Raw genomic sequence first — 16,333 nt, 5'->3', positions numbered from 1 at the left:
GTCTGAGATCAGGACAGTTGTCCTTATTTAGCTACTTGAATCAGGTTACCTTCTACAAGTTTGAACTGACCTGCAGTTACGACTTGGTCGCCTTGTTTTAGTCCTTTTTCAATCCAAGTTGAGTTGTTGTATTCAGACCCAACAGTTACATAGTTCTTTGAAGAAAATTGTCTTCCTTTCTCAGTTACTACGATATACACATATGTTCCTTTGTTGTCTTTCATTACAGCATCTGAAGGAACGACAAAAGCATCTTCATTTACAAAATCAGTGAAAGTTGCCTTCACCATCATATTCGGACGAACGTCTCTCAATACGCTTGAAGGAATGTTGGAATCGATGGTAAATGTTCTTGTGTTCTCGTTGATAACCGTACTCACGGCTTTTACTTTAGAAGCTAAAGTTTTACCGATAGACATAAACTCCAACTCCGCTTTATCTTTTGCGATGATGCTACCAAAGTATTTTTCTGAAACTTCCGTAGTCACACGCATATCGTCACTACTTACAATTCTGAATAGCGGATTCGACTTTCCGACATGCTCACCTACATTTACTTCTACATAATCGATCGTACCTGTAAATGGTGCCTTTACATAAGCATAACTCAATTGAGTTTTAAGAGATTTCAATTGCTTCTCTAAAGTTTCTTTTTTGTTTTTAGCTTCCAAAAATTCAACTTCAGTACCAATGTTCTTTTCCCAAAGAGCAGCTCTTTTTGCATAAATATCAGTAGCCAAGCTCAATGATGTTTTTACCTCATCAATTTGGTCTTTTAGCTTATCTGCATCTACTTCAATGATAACGTCTCCTTTTTTCACTTTTGTACCTTCAAGCGCATTGATTTTTAGGATACGTCCTTCTGTTTCTGAAGAGACAATAATATTTTTTCTAGATTCCACATTACCACGAACTGTAATTTTGTGTTCAAAAACTTCGGGTTGAATCGTTTTTGCACTCACTAAAACTGCTGCAGTATTTACACCAAAAGTAGGATCTAGTTTCTTGATTTCAGCTTCAATAAGCTTGATCTCTTGTTGAATAGTTGTGACCGAAGCTTTTTTAGTATCTAGTTGTTGTTTTAGAGACTCGATGTCATTTCCGCCTGAACAAGCCGCTAAAAAGAAGATTGAAGAAAATGCTAGTTTATTTATCGTTTTCATAAGGTGTTTCGAAAATTAAAATGGATGGAAAGATTAGTTTATTCAGACTCTGGTGCTACATGATATAGTGTACCATTTGCCTTCTGAAGGGCGATCTGTGCAACCAAAGCATTATACAACGACGAATAATATTCATCTTGTGCGTCTTTGTAAGAACCATCTGCTTCAATCACTTCTAAGTTAGAGCCAATCCCTTCTTGATATTTAGCAAGTGAGTGTTCGTAAACCTCTTTTGCCAATCCCATATTGTCTTCGTAGATCTGTAGGGCTTTAAGACTTGTTGAAAGTTGGTCAGCTGCTTTTTTCACTTCAACGGCCACATTGTCTTTCATTAAATCTTTTTGCGTACTGATCTGCTGCATTTCCAATTTCATACGCTGACTCTTTCTGCTTTTCAATAAACCATCAAAAATAGGAACAGTCATTTTCACACCTACCGAACCATTCGGGAACCAGTTAGCCGAAGTCCAATATGCACCGAAATCATCTCCAAAGTTTGCCCATCCGTAGTTGGCTACAAGGTTTAGCTTTGGCATGTATTGGAAGTTGTTTTCTTTTCTTTCCAATTCTTTCAGGGTGAATTGGGTATTCAGAATGTCATATTCGATACGGTTCTGATAAGCATATTGCATGTCACTTGTCATCAATGTTTCATTCAAGTGCTGATCTGAAAGGTGATCTTTCAATTGAATTTCAGTATCGATATTGTAGCCCATTTGGAACTTCAGTAACATATAAGCAAGCTCAATCTCTTGTTTGTTTTGCTCAAGCTGAAGTACAACACTATTGTAGTTTACACGAATACGTTGTACATCAATTTTTTCTGCAAAACCATTTTTATACATTTCTTCTGTTTCATAAAGAAGTTGTTTCAAACGGTCGTAGTTTCGTTGGATCGCTTCTCTATTTTCCTCGTTTACGAGTGCTAAAAAATAAGCTTTCTGAACTTGTTCTACAATGTCAATTTTTTGTTGTGTGGTTTGTTTTATAGCTAAATCCTGATACGTTCTAGACGCTTTTAAGCCAACTAAAAAAGAACCATCAAAGAGCATTTGGCTTAAGGAAATACCTGCTTGTCCGCCATATTCACTTCCAAACTGAATAGGGTTTCCATTTTCGTCAGTACCCATGGTCATAAGCTCAAAATTGTAGTCTAACTGTGCCGAACCATTGATCTGTGGTAAACCTTGACTGACAAACTCTTTAGTTTGCATATTTGAAATCGCCTCGTTCAAATCAGCAATAGTCACTTCTTTATTGTGCATCATTGCATAATTCACGGCTTCTTCCATGCTGAAAGATGTTGGTACGGTATCAGATTTTTGCGCCCAGACTACATGAACACTACTCGCATAAAAAAGCGCAAGCAGTACCATGACTAAAGATTGTCTCATAGGTAATTTGTTTGTTAAGTATTAATTGTCGTTTGTTTGTGTTCAATTTTAAAACAAAGCTATAGTATCTAAAGCTTGTTTTCGTCCTAAATACTCGGATGATTCCATCAGACGTCCAAACCGTTCATTTTGTACGTCTAATACTGATTTTAGGACTTTTTAGTGTATTGTGTTCACCAAAATTCACAATACAAGAGGTGTTCAATTATTCATTCAAAAATATAGCTTCTTAGAATTAGCTCGAAGAATAATTTACTTAAGCGTCAAAGAAAGCTTCCGAACTGATAAATAGAACGCTTTTAAATTAATTTCTATTATTGCGTTAACAATCTTTTGCGTTCCGCTACATCTGTATTTGTAAATATTTTAATAGGTGTTAACGACTGACTATACATGAAGAGTAGACCAATATTGAAAAGATGAATTAAAATAAATAAAATGAAAGGCGTTGTCTCGATTATATACTTCATAATTGCTTTTTGTATTTCACGAAAGCAAATAGATAAATGATAGTTAAACTAGCGTCCGAGTAGTGTATAAATTTTAATTTAGACGTCCGAACCGTCTTAAATGTACCTTTTATTAAACTTTAATGGCCTTTTTGGGGTCTGAAGAAGGGTTTGTAGCTTTACAGAAAGATACCATTTCAAAAACAGACTGATGCAATTTTATACAGGAGAATCTCTTATAGAGGTCAAAGATTATACGCTGAAAACAGCGCCAAGTGCAGGTGTATTTATGCAAAGTTTTGCGAGTCCTGATCAAATCATTTCATTTTATGAGATGGCCAGAGATGGACGTATTTCAGGGAAGCCACATCTTATTTTCTATGTTAGAGATTATGAAAAGACAGTTGGTGCAATTAGAAAATATTTTGAAATAATTCATGCCGCCGGAGGAATAGTAGAGAAGAAAGATAAATTACTTTTTATCAAACGATGGGGACTTTGGGATTTGCCTAAAGGAAAAGTGGAGGAAAATGAAGATATAGCAGAGGCAGCACTCCGTGAAGTTGAAGAAGAGTGTGGGATCACAGCTAAGCTAAAAGAAAAAATAGGAGAAACCTGGCATACTTATCAGCGTGATGGAAAGGAAGTCTTGAAATGTACACATTGGTATAGAATGAAGTGCAAAGACGATTCGGAGATGCAACCTCAAACCGAAGAAGATATTGAACAGGTAGAATGGATGACGACCGAGAAAGTTGAGCAGACTTGTTTAAAGGAAACCTATGCTTCTATTCGAGATATTTATGAACAATATCAAAAGTTGATGTCGGAGCGTAAGTAAAAGCAACGCTTTCTTGTAAGTCTATACATTCTCAAAAATTAGATTGAAACGTAATGTTTGTAGCATAAACTTAATGACTACAGATGTTACGTTTTTTCTTTTCTTCATTTTTAATTCTAATTCCTTCATAAAAGATAAAAGCCCTTCTTGTCTCATAGATAATTTTTGTTGTGAGCATCAAAATTCAGAAAGCTTACACAGATGCTTTCTAACTCTAAAACTACATTTTTTAGTGCCCTAGCTCTTCTAATTTACATTTCGATATTAAGCAGAAACGACTCTTTACACATGAAGACACTTTTACAATTGAGACCACTGCTCATCACTATCGGAATGTTTTTGGGATGCACTACCTACATAGCCGCACAAACTGTGGTAAATGGACAGTTGATAGATGCAGAAACCAAAGAAAGTGTGATAGGAGCTACAGTGGTGATCAAAGGTTCCACAATCGGTACCACGACCGACTTTGATGGTAACTTTAAATTAGAAACGAAAGAAACAGGTCCTGCGGTCATCCTATTTTCTTATGTGGGTTATCAGACCATTGAACAAGACATTGAGTTAGGAGGAACAACAGATTTAGGTGTTATAGAACTTCTTACAGATGCCGTCAATCTAAAAGAAGTAAACGTAATTGCCTCTGTTGCTGTCGACCGACAAACACCAGTTGCGGTTAGTACCGTAGACCCCGAAATCATTGAGGAGAAATTAGGTAACCAAGAATTTCCAGAAGTACTGAAATCTTCTCCTGGAGTATTTACCACAAAGCAAGGAGGTGGTTTTGGAGATTCTAGGATTACCCTTCGTGGTTTTGGCTCTGAAAATATAGCCGTAACTATAAATGGTATGCCGATCAATGATATGGAAAATGGAGCAGTTTATTGGTCAAACTGGGCAGGGCTATCAGATGTGACTCGAAATATGCAAGTACAGAGAGGTTTGGGAGCCACAAAGTTGGCGATACCATCTGTAGGAGGTACAATCAACATTCTAACACGGACAACAGATGCAAAGTTAGGAGGAAATATAATGGTCGCAGGAGGTAACAATAATTATAAGAAGACTTCATTTACCGTATCTACAGGATTGACAGAGAAAAAGTGGGCAGTGACCTTGTCGGGTTCTCAATCTTCGGGAGATGGTTGGGTAGATGGAACCAACTTTGAAGCTTATTCTTATTTCGCCAATATCTCGAAAGAATTCAATGCAAATCATAGTTTAGCCTTGAGTATTTTCGGAGCAACACAAACGCATGGACAAAGAAGAACTCAATTACCTATTGAAACTTTTGAACGAGAAGGTAGGCGATTTAATGAAGATTGGGGGTATTTGTTTGGTCAACAGACGAATGGTAGAGCCAACTTTTACTCAAAACCAGTAATTACCTTAAACCATTATTGGAACATCAGTTCAAGTTCTCAATTGGCAACAACAGCTTATGCTTCTTTTGGTAGAGGTGGCGGAATAGGTGGTTATGGTGCTGATCAAAATTTTAGAACATTCAGAACAGGTGATGGACTTATAGATTTCGATCGATACTATCAGGAAAATCAAGAAGACATTGCCTCGAATACGGTGCTAGTCGCCTCTATGAATGATCATGATTGGTATGGACTATTATCGAATTTTACTACAAGTATTTCTGATAAAGTAACACTTACAGCAGGTTTTGATTTACGTTATTATGAAGGACGCCACTTCCAAGAAATTACAAATCTTTTAGGAGGGCAATTTTATTATGACATCAATAAAGATGTAAACGAGCCAATTAAGATTGCGCGTGAAGGTGATAAAGTAGGTTTTAACAACGATGGTATTGTAGCATGGGAAAGCGTTTTTGCACAAGCTGAATTTGTCAATGATCCTATTTCAGCATTTGTAACGGTTGCTTTTGCGAACAACTCGAAACAACGTGTTGATTTCTTTAACTATATGCCAGGAAATCGAACTTCTGAATGGGTGCATGATCAGACTATTAGTGCGAAAGGTGGTGCCAACTACAATATCAATGATAATCATAATGTATTTTTCAACACAGGTTTCCTACAACGCCCTCCAATGTTTAATGCCGTCTTCAGAAATTTTAAAAATGATGTAAACGATGATGCCATCAATGAAGATATTTTTACGGTAGAAGTTGGTTATGGCTACAGAAGTACGAATGTATTGGCAAATGTCAATCTGTATCATACCGAATGGAAGAACAAAAGTTTGATTGTAGCTTTACCGCCAGACTTCCAGACTTTTGCAAATATTACGGGTGTAGATGCTCGTCACCAAGGTATTGAGGCAGATGTAGAAGTGATTCTTTCACCAAGAGCTAGAATAACAGGTTCTCTTTCAGTAGGAGACTGGATTTGGACAGACGATGTTGAGTCGATCTTTTTTGATCAGTCTCAGCAACCTATCGATACCCTACAATTGTTTATTAAAGACTTGAAAGTTGGGAACGCTGCTCAAACCACAGTTGCGGCAGGTGCACAGTATGAAATTCTTTCAGGATTGAAGCTAGGCGTAGACTACACATTCTTCTCTGATTTGTATGCAGATTATGATCCAAGTAACCGTACAGATCCTGAGGATAGAGAACAAGCATGGCGAGTACCAAAGTATGGTCTATTTGATTTTAGTGCTAGCTATAAATTCAGAATTGGCTCGTTGGATGCCTACTTCAATACGAAGATCAATAATATTTTTGATGAAAAATACATAGCAGATGCACGGGATGGTATTGAACATAATCAAGAAACGGCTCTGGTATATTATTCGGTCGGAACGACATGGTCGGTATCATTAAAAGTAGATTTTTAATCAAAGACAAAAAGACTTATGAAAATTTTGAAATACTTAGTGCTTTTCTGTTGGATGATTGGAATGTGGGGGTGTAATGCACTTGATGATATCGAAGATTTCTATGAGGATAGACAAGATGAAGAAGATGAATTCTTAAGGCTTGTGCAAGGGCTAACCTTTGTTGATGGAGGAGGTATATATCCTCAAGATAATCCATACCGTCTGACAACTGTAGATTATAGCCGTTCGGCTGATTCAACCGTGAGAGCAAATAATGGTTTTTCTGATGGTAGTACGGCAGGGGAGTTTCTTCCAGATATCCTGATTTCGGGTTTTTACGGACAGACTGGTTCATTCTTCTTTGTTCGTTACGATTCGGTTGTCAAAGATGAAGACCAGAATATCCTTTTGGAAAGAATTTCTGTGGATACCTTAGCTATTTTTGATATGTCAGATACTTCTTGGGTGCTGTCGCCAATCTTCAGAGTAGATAGAACTGAAAATACAGATGACGATAGGCAATACACTTTAGTAAGAGAAGATTACATTTCTTTTGGTGAAGGAGGAGCTTATTTCGATTTAGGTAATAATACCGAGGATGATATTGACGATCATATTGCTGATATCTTAATTCCGAGATTCTATTTAACTTTTGAAGAAGGAATTATATATGAAGTAACCTTCGATGTACTAATCAATGATGGGGTAAATGATCGGATTGAACAACGGATACAGTATTATGAGATCATAATGAATAAAATAAATAACTGATATTCTTCATGGAAGAAGAACGTTAAGGCTTAGAAGCAAAAAAGGTAAGTGTTTGGATGTAGACACTTACCTTTTTGTTTTATATGTTTCAATTATTTCATTCTAGCTTATGGCGCTAAACGATTTTTTCCCCACTCACCATTTTCATCTTTAGTATATAAGATTCTGTCGTGCAAACGACTAGGTCTTCCTTGCCAAAATTCAATGCGATCTGCTTCTATTTCAAATCCACCCCAATGATCTGGTCTAGGTACAGAAGTCAGATATTTAAGGGAAAATTTAGCAAAACGTTCCATTATTACTGATCGAGAATTGATCACAGTACTTTGCTCTGATGCCCAAGCGCCTACTTTACTTTTGTACGGACGGCTTTCAAAATATTTATCCGAAGTATCAGAAGCTACTTTCAATGCTTTTCCTTCAATCTGAACTTGTCTTTCAAGTTCTGGCCAGAAAAATGTAACCGACACATATGGGTTTGCTAATATCTGCTTCCCTTTTCTACTCGTATAATTGGTGTAGAAAATGAATTTTTTGTCTTCTACTCCTTTCAATAAAACAGTACGGCTAGAAGGTCTTCCATTTTCATCGGCAGAACTAACAATCATAGCTGTAGGTTCAGGCACTTCAGATTTAATTGCTTCATCAAGCCATATTTCAAATTGTGCTATTGGGTCATCCAAACAGTCTTTGGTATCTAAGTCCTTTTTAGCATAATCTTTTCGGATATCTGCAATATTTGTTTTCATGCGTTATTAGTCTATTTGGAACGGATTTGCTCAGAAAAGTATAAAGTCTTTTCATAAACTATAACCCTAGCCCCGTTTTATATGTTTCGAAATTGAGAAGGCAAAAGTAGCGAAAAACTCAGAATTAAGGTATCCATCTGATCGCTGTTTAAAAATCAACGACTAAATAAGCTTCATAACGATTTATATTGTATTTGATCCTTCTCTGAATTATAGTTTACTTTGATATCATTTCAGAATTCTAATGCTAAAAGGTGAGTAATGAACTGGATTAAGATAGCTGGAGCAGAATTGAATCAGATTCCCTTAGATTGGGATAACAATAAGAAAAATATAATTAAGGCTATTGAAGATGCCAAAGACGACAATGTAGCCGTGCTGTGTTTGCCCGAATTGACAATTACAGGTTATGGCTGTGAAGATACATTTTTCTCTGAAGCACTTCATGAAACAACCATGGAGGTACTCTTCGAAATTGTACCTCATACCAAAGATATTGTGGTAGCCATTGGTTTGCCTGTCTCTTACCAAAATAGGGTGTTCAATGCCGCAGCACTTTTGGTAGATGGAGAATTGATTGGTTTTACGGCTAAGCAATTTTTACCAAAAGAAGGCATCCATTATGAAGCACGTTGGTTTAGCCCTTGGCCTCAAGGTGTCGTAGAAGAAGTGCAATTCCGTTATCCTTCTTTACCTAAGCATGCCAAGAAAAAAGCCTTCCCGATAGGGGATATTCACTTTGACCTAAACGGTATAAAAATAGGATTTGAAATCTGTGAAGATGCTTGGGTAGCCGACAGGCCTGGTAGAAGTTTATCAAGAATGGGTGTCGATATTATCTTGAATCCTTCAGCTAGTCATTTTGCTTTCCAAAAGTTTGCTTCTCGTAAACGATTTGTGGTAGACGGTTCTCGTGCGTTTGGGTGTGCTTATGTCTATTCCAATCTTTTAGGAAATGAATCGGGTCGATCAATTTTTGATGGAGGAACCTTAATTGCTTCATCAGGACGGTTATTGGCAATGTCCGAAAGGTTAGGTTTTCATGATGTAAAAGTTACCTCAACGGTAGTTGATTTGAATAGGGCGCACCTCGCTCAAATGCAAATGAGTTCAGATTATTCTGGGCCAGAAAAAGCAGCAGGACGAATAGAGGTGGATTATCAGATTCCTTCGGCAGGGCCAACGACAGATCAGCCCTTAGAGGCAAATTGGGAGAGTAGCAAATATTTGAAAGAGGAAGAATTTGCAAGGGCAGAAGCTTTAGCACTTTTCGATTATATGCGTAAAAGTTATTCGAAAGGGTTTGTAGTTTCTCTGAGTGGTGGAGCAGATTCTTCAGCTATTGTTTCTTGTATTTACTTGATGGTAAAATTGGGTATTGAGAAACTAGGTCTGAAAGGATTTAAAAAGAAACTGGCATACTTTAAGTCGATTCAGAATTTATCGTCAGTAGAAGAAATGATGCCTGAGTTTTTGACTACAGCATATCAGCCAACAGAAAATAGTGGCGAGGTTACGCTAAATGCAGCAAAAGGATTGGCAGAAGGTATAGGAGCAGAGTTCTTTATTCTGAATGTCAATGATATTTTTAAGAACTATGTCGGGATGATTGAAGAAAGTATCGATCGTCAGTTGACTTGGGAACAAGATGATTTAGCATTACAAAACATACAGGCGAGGGTTCGTGCCCCTTCAGTTTGGATGTTGGCAAATATCAAAGGTGGTTTATTGCTTTCAACCTCAAATAGATCAGAAGCAGCAGTAGGTTATGCAACCATGGACGGAGATACAAGTGGAGGTTTGAGTCCTTTGGCAGGTATTGACAAGACGTTCTTAAGAAGTTGGTTGAAATGGTTAGAGAAAGTCGGAATTAGAGGAGAAATAAAGATTCCTTCTTTGGGAGCTGTAAACGATCAGCAACCGACTGCGGAACTTAGACCTAAAGGTTCAAAACAAACAGATGAGGCAGATTTGATGCCTTATGAGGTGCTCAATGAAATTGAAGGATTGGCGATCAGAGATAAAAAATCTCCAGTGAAGTGTTTTTATCAACTAAATGTGATTTATCCAGAGGTTGAGAAGGAGCAATTAGTCGCTTGGATCGAAAAATTCTTTACTATGTGGTGCCGTAATCAATGGAAAAGAGAGCGTTATGCGGCTTCATTCCACTTGGATGACAGAAACCTTGATCCTAAAACATGGTGTCGTTTCCCAATTTTATCTGGTGGATATAAAAGGGAGTTGGAGGAATTAAGAAGACTAATCAAATAGAATGAAAAAAGGCAAATCGTGATAAATTTCGATTTGCCTTTCTTTTTTTAAGCTAAAGTAAAAAATGGTGTTTTTTCAATATCATGCTGAGCGACGAGTCCTTCTTTAATTAAAGTCATCAGACTTCTACGTGCTCTACGCTCACTGAAATTGACGAGATTAGCATAACCTTTGAGTGTGATTCGTTGGAAAATACCCAAATAATCAATTAGAGATTCTTCTTGAGGGCTTAAAGTATAAAGAACGGGTTCGTCTTCTACCACATCACTTTCCATCCGATCAATGATTCCTTCACTGGCAAGAATAGACTTATCATACATGCGAGTATAAATTGTCCAATCGCCTTTTTTTGTTAAACTTTTGTGAGGTTTGAGTTTACTGTTGGGTACAATGACCATCAAGACAGTCTTTCCTTCATCTGTTAGTGTTTCTTCAAATTTGAGGTTTACGGGTGGATCACAATAAAAATTAGCTGCTTCTTTGATCAAATAGGCTTCTTCTTCAGGGTCAACGCCACTTATTTTTCCGTTATCTTCCACACCAATTAGCAAAACGCCGCCTTTGGTGTTGGCAAAAGATGTGAGTGACTTCGCGATTTTATAAACATCATTCAATGTTCTTTTAAAATCTAAGGTCTGAGATTCACCTTTTGAGATCAGTCGGTAAAGGTTCTTATCGCTCATGATCTTCTGTGTGTTGTCCTACTACAATAAACAAAAACCACACACAAAATAAAAGAACAAAGTATGAAGAGTTTGTGATAAAAAGGTTTCTAGCTGAAAAAGAAAAGCCTTTCCAACATCTTTTTTTGTTGAAAAGGCCAAAGTATATTCGAGTAGAAGATTACCCGATTATGTTCGATTTTGCTCTTTCTCTAGCAAGGTCAGGAAGTTTAAGGTTTCCTGTTTGGTATTTGTAATTGAGTTTCAAAGCTTCAATTTGCCATTCTCCTCTTACATCTGTATTCAGTTCGATATTGTAAGAACCGATGACTTTCCAAATACTTCCTTCTTCATGTTCTAAATAATGAGAAGCAGTTACATAGCAGAAAACATGTGCACTTTCTCTATCGAGCTCATCCACAAAATTCCCCAATTGGTGATGTGTGTGTTGAAAACCTGGCAGGAATTCCTTCCATCGGTCTATCACTTGTGTAGGCGTCATGTATGCCGCCTCTACACCCGTCATTGAAGAATAATCAAGTAATACGCTAGGCGCGAATATTTTTTCTACTTTTTTCCAATTTTGCTGATCAATAGCATTGAAAAACTCTGTAACTAAAAGCTTAGCTTTTTCCATATTCGTACAATTAATTTATGAAAGACCTTCTTTCATATTCTATTATTCATTGATATTTAAAGGTTTTAATCCGAATTTAGATCGACTTCCTTTTTTTTGTATCAATAACATCTTACGACGTGCTTTGAGATCTTTTATTAATTTCGGTCGAGATGCGTTCGGAATCCGATCCGTATAAATTGTATTCACAAAAGGAACTCCATCATCATCTACGGTAGCTCCCGCAAATTTTTTCAAAGTATAATAAGAAGGATGCTGATCCTTGTCAGTCCATTTCAAGAGCCACAAATAAGTAATTGTCAAGAATTCCTTAGGATTCTTCCTAACAGCCATTCTCATTTTCAAATACCAGTAGGCTTCGCTCTTCTTATATTCCTTTCGTCTTTCTCTAAAGGCATAAATTGCTCTTTTGATTCGCTTAAATAGAAATATTAAGAATAAGACTGAGATAATAGCTACAAGAGCTACTTTCCAAGGTTTGTACCCAAAAATCAAGAATACTTCTTGTTCGGCTTTTTCTGAAGAAGAGCTTGTGTCAATTTGTGCATTTAGACTATCTCTTAAACTGAGCATCATACCCAAATCAGGGTTAGCTTTCACCGTCAATTTCTTGGAAGGGAGTGTCTTTGAATAACGCTTTTGCAAATAAGGATTCCACCAACTTACCTGTATTTCTGGTAAAGTGACTTCACCTTCTTCTTCCAAAAGAATGGATACCTTTTCGATTCGTTTACCACTAATTCCTGTATTGGTTTTTGTCTCTTTAACCTTTGCCGATTTAGGGTAAACAGAAATTCCTTCTACTTCGGGTACTTCAAGAGGAGGTATGAAACTTGGCAGTGTTCCTGCCGCATTTATATTGATGGTTCGTTCAATGACATCGCCTTGTTTCAAATTCTTCAAGGATGTATTCCATGATTCACTCAACGTAATATTTTGAGCTACGACCCAATCGTCTTTCTTGACTTCTTTGGGTACAGGTTTTACCGTAAAAGGAATTGCATTTGTATAAACAACTATCGGAACGCCTTTGTAATCTCCTTCGGGAGGGCATGAAGTCGTCACTTTCATTGGGGGAATTTCTGTTTTTCCAGCCTTATACGGATAGATCAGACAGAAAAATTCCAAGGTTGTATATTGCTTTCCGTTTACCACTTCAGTACCTCCCATTGTTCTTTTGAAAGGAACTGCAAAAGCATTTTTTACTTGAAGGTCGCTCATGTCAAGGTCATCTGTAAACCAAGTGCTCGAATAAACCTTCACGGTTGCTTTCAGAGGTTCTTGCTCGTAAACAGACTTTTTATTGACTTTTACTTTTGCGAATGTATGTGGCTTTTTCTGTGCTTTTCCTTGAACTGATAGACAAAAACACAATGCTATAAGTATGTATCTCACCATGTTTCTTTTCCTTCTTTTACCGTTGGATAATACTTTTCTTTTTGGAGCTTAAATCTGCGTCTCAGAAATTCTTGAGGCTCAGCAGAAATCTTTTCCATTAGCACTTTTGAAGCATCGACTTCTTTTAGTTCTGCTCCTTCTGCATCTTCGGGGCGTTCAAGCTCTTTGGTCTTTTGAATGTCCGTTTCTTGTTCGTCAGTTACTCTTTCACCATCATCGGGAAGTTCGTCAACCTCTGTGTCTGAAGTTAGCTCTTCATCTTCACCTTTGGCCTTTCGCTCTTTCAAGGGTTCTTTATTACCCGTATCGGGTACTTCTTGTGCTTGGAACTTTTTACGTAGTTCAGCTTCTGCTTTGATGCGTGCTTGAATTGTATCGATATGTGATTGAAGTTGGGGCAGGTCTGGGTCTAATTCTTGAGCTTTGGAAAAAGCATCTTTCGCCTCTTCCAATCTACCCAATTCTACCAATGTCAATGCTCTGTTGTAATTTCCTTCAGAAGAACTATCTAATTCAAATACTGCTAAAGCGGCATCGTAATTTTCAGCTTTGTAATAAGCCACACCCTTGTGAGCTAAGTCTTGATATTGCTCTGCTGCCGCCTCAAAATCTCCATTTTTCTCTTTGGCTTGTGCTTGGTAATCTTGCGAGAACCATAAATCTGCATTAGGGTCATTGGGGCTACAAGAAGGTAAAATGAAAACAAAGACAAGGCACCATTGTACCATCCAACCTTTACGGAACCAAAAGAGTGAAATAAAGAAAATCGGTAAGACAAATAAGATTCCGAGGTCTTCCCACTCTTCGTCACTTTCCTCTTCATCTTCTTGATAAATCAATTTGTCGCTCACTTTTTTAGCAATCAATTCCATATCAGAATCATCTAGTGTTAGTTGACTGATATGAACTTGTTCTGAAGCTGACAAACGCCCTAAAACGGCTTGATCCATTTTAGAAATTACAGCTTTACCATTTTGAGTAATGGCTGTACCTTTTTTATTCTTAGGAATTTTAGCTCCTTGGGGTGTAGACATCGGTACAATCGTCAACTCATGAATTGAATTTTGAATATAATAGATCAATTCATCGGTATCTTTTTCACTTAATTCATCTGTAAAAAGAAGAATTGTACTTGGCGCTTTTACATTTTTCAACCTTTCTTTCCATTCCTCTATCAGCAAAGAAATATTGCTTCCTCTTACAGGCATCGCTGCCGGGTACAGTCCTTCAATTTGAGTCTGAATAATGTCATAATCATTACAAGGCGGCAAAACTGTATGAGGTGTTCCCGCAAAAACGACTAAACCAGTACTTGCTCTAGGGTTATGATCTAAAAGGTCTTTGATTTTCATTTTTGCTCGCTCCAATCTGTTTGGAGAAAGGTCTTTTGCCATCATTGAACCCGAAAGATCGAGAGTCATTAGAAGTACCGCTTCTGTTTTTTGCCCAGTAATTTCTTTTTTGTACCAAGTCGGGCCCGAAATTGCGATAATGAGACAACTTACTCCTAATTCTAATAAAATGATCGGCATCAGATTCGCCCATTTGCTTCCTTTTACAAACAAATAAGGCTGTAAATGTTTCGGGATTGCTTTCTTCCATTTTGACCTATCTTTTATGGCAAATAGCAGAAGAAAAGTTATTCCAAGCAAAGGAATAAATGCCCATAGCCATTCGGGTCTGAGAAAGTGAAAACTCTCATAATTGAAAGGCTTTATGTTTTTCAAGATTGATTCCATATGCTTGTTTTATGCTTTTTGAAAGAATAGGTGAAAAATCCCTCTAAACACTTGATGGATAAGGATTAGGAAAAGTGAAAGCCCGAGCGGATAATAATACAAGGGAACCTCTGGTCTGTATTCTTCCTCTTCAAACTCCATAGGTTCAAGCTCATTCATAACCTCATAGGCCTTTTCCATTTGGTCTTGATCCATGGCTAAGAAGTATTTTCCATTGGTAGCTTCTGCAATTGACTTTAATGTTTTCTCATCAAGATCTGAGCCTTTCTGAGTAGGATCACCAATTCCCATTGTATAGATTTTGACACTATCTTCTGCAATGGCTTTTACAGCATCCATAGGTGCGACATCTTGCTCGCTATCTCTACCATCTGTAAGTAGTAAAAGCACTTTATGATCTAGTGTATCTTTTTCTAAAACCTTATTGGCATAAGTAATTGCACTTCCAATATTGGTGACTTGCCCTGCCATACCTACTTCCGTTTGGTCTAGGAGCCATTCTACCGTTTCTAAATCAGTGGTGAGAGGCGCTTGTAGATAAGGGTTAGAACCAAAGAAAATAAGTCCTAATCGGTCTCCTTTTCTTTTCTCAATAAAATCACTCATCAGTTTCTTTGTGGCTTCCCAACGTGAAATGAGTTTTCCATCTACTTTCCAATCTTTGGTATCCATACTAAATGAAATGTCAGCCGCAACTAAAAAGCTTCTCGACGTTTTGACTTTCATTTCGGGTTCGGCTACAAGTCTTGGCCAGCTCAAAGCCGCCAACAAACAAGACCAAGCAATCCAAAGGCTCGCCCACTGTACAATATTTCGTTTCGCAATCCATGCACTTTTCCGAGGAGCTTCATCCAATACTTTGACTGAGCGATTGAACATCGCAAACTTGAATGCATCTTTTTGAACCCTTAATGGAGGCAAAATCCAATACATTAAGAAAGGCAAAGGCAAGAGGAAAAACACCCATGGATAGGCGATTTCAAAGTTCATGTTTGCTGATCCAAGTTCTTGCATGATCTAAGTATTGTTTAGTCTGTTCTACTTCTTGTGTACTCAAAGCGGATTTGTAGATATACTGATTTAGTACCTCTTCAGTCGAATCAGAGAAGATTGCTTTCTTCGATTTACTATTCAGAAAATCAATCCATTTCTCTTTCTGAAGGCTAATTACTTTTTGCCTTCCATAGGCTGTTATGGCTACTTGTTTGAGTAACTTATTTACCTCTAATACCTGTTTCTGAAGATTGATATCTGTATTTTCTATCGTAGAAAAATATTGAAGTGCTTCTCTTCGGTAGGTATTTTTAAGGTATCTGTAAATCTTCCAAAGGATGAAAAGAACAAATAGAAACACGAGAGTTGCGGCTACTATTTTCCAACCAGTGGTATCGTATGTATAAGCAATCGGTCCAGGCTCAATAAGCTGACCAATGCTGTTTTCATTCTCATTCATGATATTTCAC

Annotated in this window: 13 protein-coding genes; 4 read left to right on the top strand and 9 right to left on the bottom strand. The window is 37.4% G+C overall.

The annotated features are described in order from the left end of the window. Positions 1 to 23 precede the first annotated feature (23 nt). Together BC781_RS03040 and BC781_RS03035 are read right to left on the bottom strand one after the other, a co-directional pair. A complete protein-coding gene (locus BC781_RS03040; RefSeq protein WP_109615772.1) occupies positions 24 to 1,163 on the bottom strand; it encodes an efflux RND transporter periplasmic adaptor subunit in 1,140 nt (379 codons plus the stop codon). Between the two features lie 38 nt (positions 1,164 to 1,201). Beyond that, positions 1,202 to 2,557, bottom strand: coding sequence for a TolC family protein (locus tag BC781_RS03035; RefSeq protein WP_109615771.1), 1,356 nt, complete (start codon positions 2,555 to 2,557; stop codon positions 1,202 to 1,204). A gap of 660 nt (positions 2,558 to 3,217) precedes the next feature. Between BC781_RS03035 and BC781_RS03030 the strand changes: the two genes are divergently transcribed. The 3 genes from BC781_RS03030 (at position 3,218) to BC781_RS03020 (ending at position 7,414) form a co-directional block, all read left to right on the top strand. After that, on the top strand, positions 3,218 to 3,847 hold the full coding sequence (locus BC781_RS03030; protein WP_109615770.1) for an NUDIX hydrolase: 630 nt from the start codon (positions 3,218 to 3,220) through the stop codon (positions 3,845 to 3,847). A 288-nt stretch (positions 3,848 to 4,135) separates the two neighbouring features. Continuing rightward, entirely contained in the window at positions 4,136 to 6,661 is a 2,526-nt protein-coding gene (locus tag BC781_RS03025) for a TonB-dependent receptor (RefSeq protein ID WP_211323663.1), read from the top strand. 18 nt (positions 6,662 to 6,679) lie between these two features. Further along, positions 6,680 to 7,414 carry a hypothetical protein gene (locus tag BC781_RS03020; RefSeq protein ID WP_109615769.1) on the top strand — a complete coding sequence of 245 codons (735 nt, stop codon included), beginning with the start codon at positions 6,680 to 6,682 and terminating at the stop codon, positions 7,412 to 7,414. Positions 7,415 to 7,521: 107 nt separating this feature from the next. Here the strand turns inward: BC781_RS03020 and pdxH are convergent, their stop codons facing one another. Beyond that, a complete protein-coding gene (pdxH, locus tag BC781_RS03015; RefSeq protein ID WP_109615768.1) occupies positions 7,522 to 8,163 on the bottom strand; it encodes a pyridoxamine 5'-phosphate oxidase in 642 nt (213 codons plus the stop codon). Between the two features lie 261 nt (positions 8,164 to 8,424). Between pdxH and nadE the strand changes: the two genes are divergently transcribed. Beyond that, positions 8,425 to 10,434: an NAD(+) synthase gene (nadE, locus tag BC781_RS03010; protein WP_109615767.1), complete on the top strand. Its 2,010-nt coding sequence runs from the start codon at positions 8,425 to 8,427 to the stop codon at positions 10,432 to 10,434. A gap of 47 nt (positions 10,435 to 10,481) precedes the next feature. On the opposite strand, the gene BC781_RS03005 is transcribed toward nadE, so the two are convergent. From BC781_RS03005 to BC781_RS02980, 6 genes are all read right to left on the bottom strand, one after another. Beyond that, complete coding sequence (locus BC781_RS03005) at positions 10,482 to 11,117, bottom strand: AlbA family DNA-binding domain-containing protein (protein ID WP_109615766.1); 636 nt, start codon at positions 11,115 to 11,117, stop codon at positions 10,482 to 10,484. A 160-nt stretch (positions 11,118 to 11,277) separates the two neighbouring features. Next, positions 11,278 to 11,733 carry a nuclear transport factor 2 family protein gene (locus BC781_RS03000; RefSeq protein WP_109615765.1) on the bottom strand — a complete coding sequence of 152 codons (456 nt, stop codon included), beginning with the start codon at positions 11,731 to 11,733 and terminating at the stop codon, positions 11,278 to 11,280. Between the two features lie 42 nt (positions 11,734 to 11,775). Continuing rightward, a complete protein-coding gene (locus BC781_RS02995; RefSeq protein WP_109615764.1) occupies positions 11,776 to 13,131 on the bottom strand; it encodes a BatD family protein in 1,356 nt (451 codons plus the stop codon). Then, complete coding sequence (locus BC781_RS02990; RefSeq protein WP_109615763.1) at positions 13,125 to 14,870, bottom strand: VWA domain-containing protein; 1,746 nt, start codon at positions 14,868 to 14,870, stop codon at positions 13,125 to 13,127. Before BC781_RS02990 ends, BC781_RS02995 begins: the two co-directional genes overlap by 7 nt. 9 nt (positions 14,871 to 14,879) lie before the next feature. Next, positions 14,880 to 15,884: a VWA domain-containing protein gene (locus tag BC781_RS02985; protein ID WP_245935567.1), complete on the bottom strand. Its 1,005-nt coding sequence runs from the start codon at positions 15,882 to 15,884 to the stop codon at positions 14,880 to 14,882. After that, the gene (locus tag BC781_RS02980; protein ID WP_109615762.1) at positions 15,850 to 16,323 is read right to left on the bottom strand and encodes a DUF4381 domain-containing protein; all 474 of its coding nucleotides are present in this window, start codon (positions 16,321 to 16,323) and stop codon (positions 15,850 to 15,852) included. Before BC781_RS02980 ends, BC781_RS02985 begins: the two co-directional genes overlap by 35 nt. Between the last annotated feature and the right edge of the window lie 10 nt (positions 16,324 to 16,333).

This window comes from Sediminitomix flava, assembly GCF_003149185.1.
Classification (GTDB): domain Bacteria; phylum Bacteroidota; class Bacteroidia; order Cytophagales; family Flammeovirgaceae; genus Sediminitomix; species Sediminitomix flava.
The sequence above is the reverse complement of the archived record's forward strand: the minus strand, read 5'-3'. Positions and strand labels throughout refer to the sequence as shown.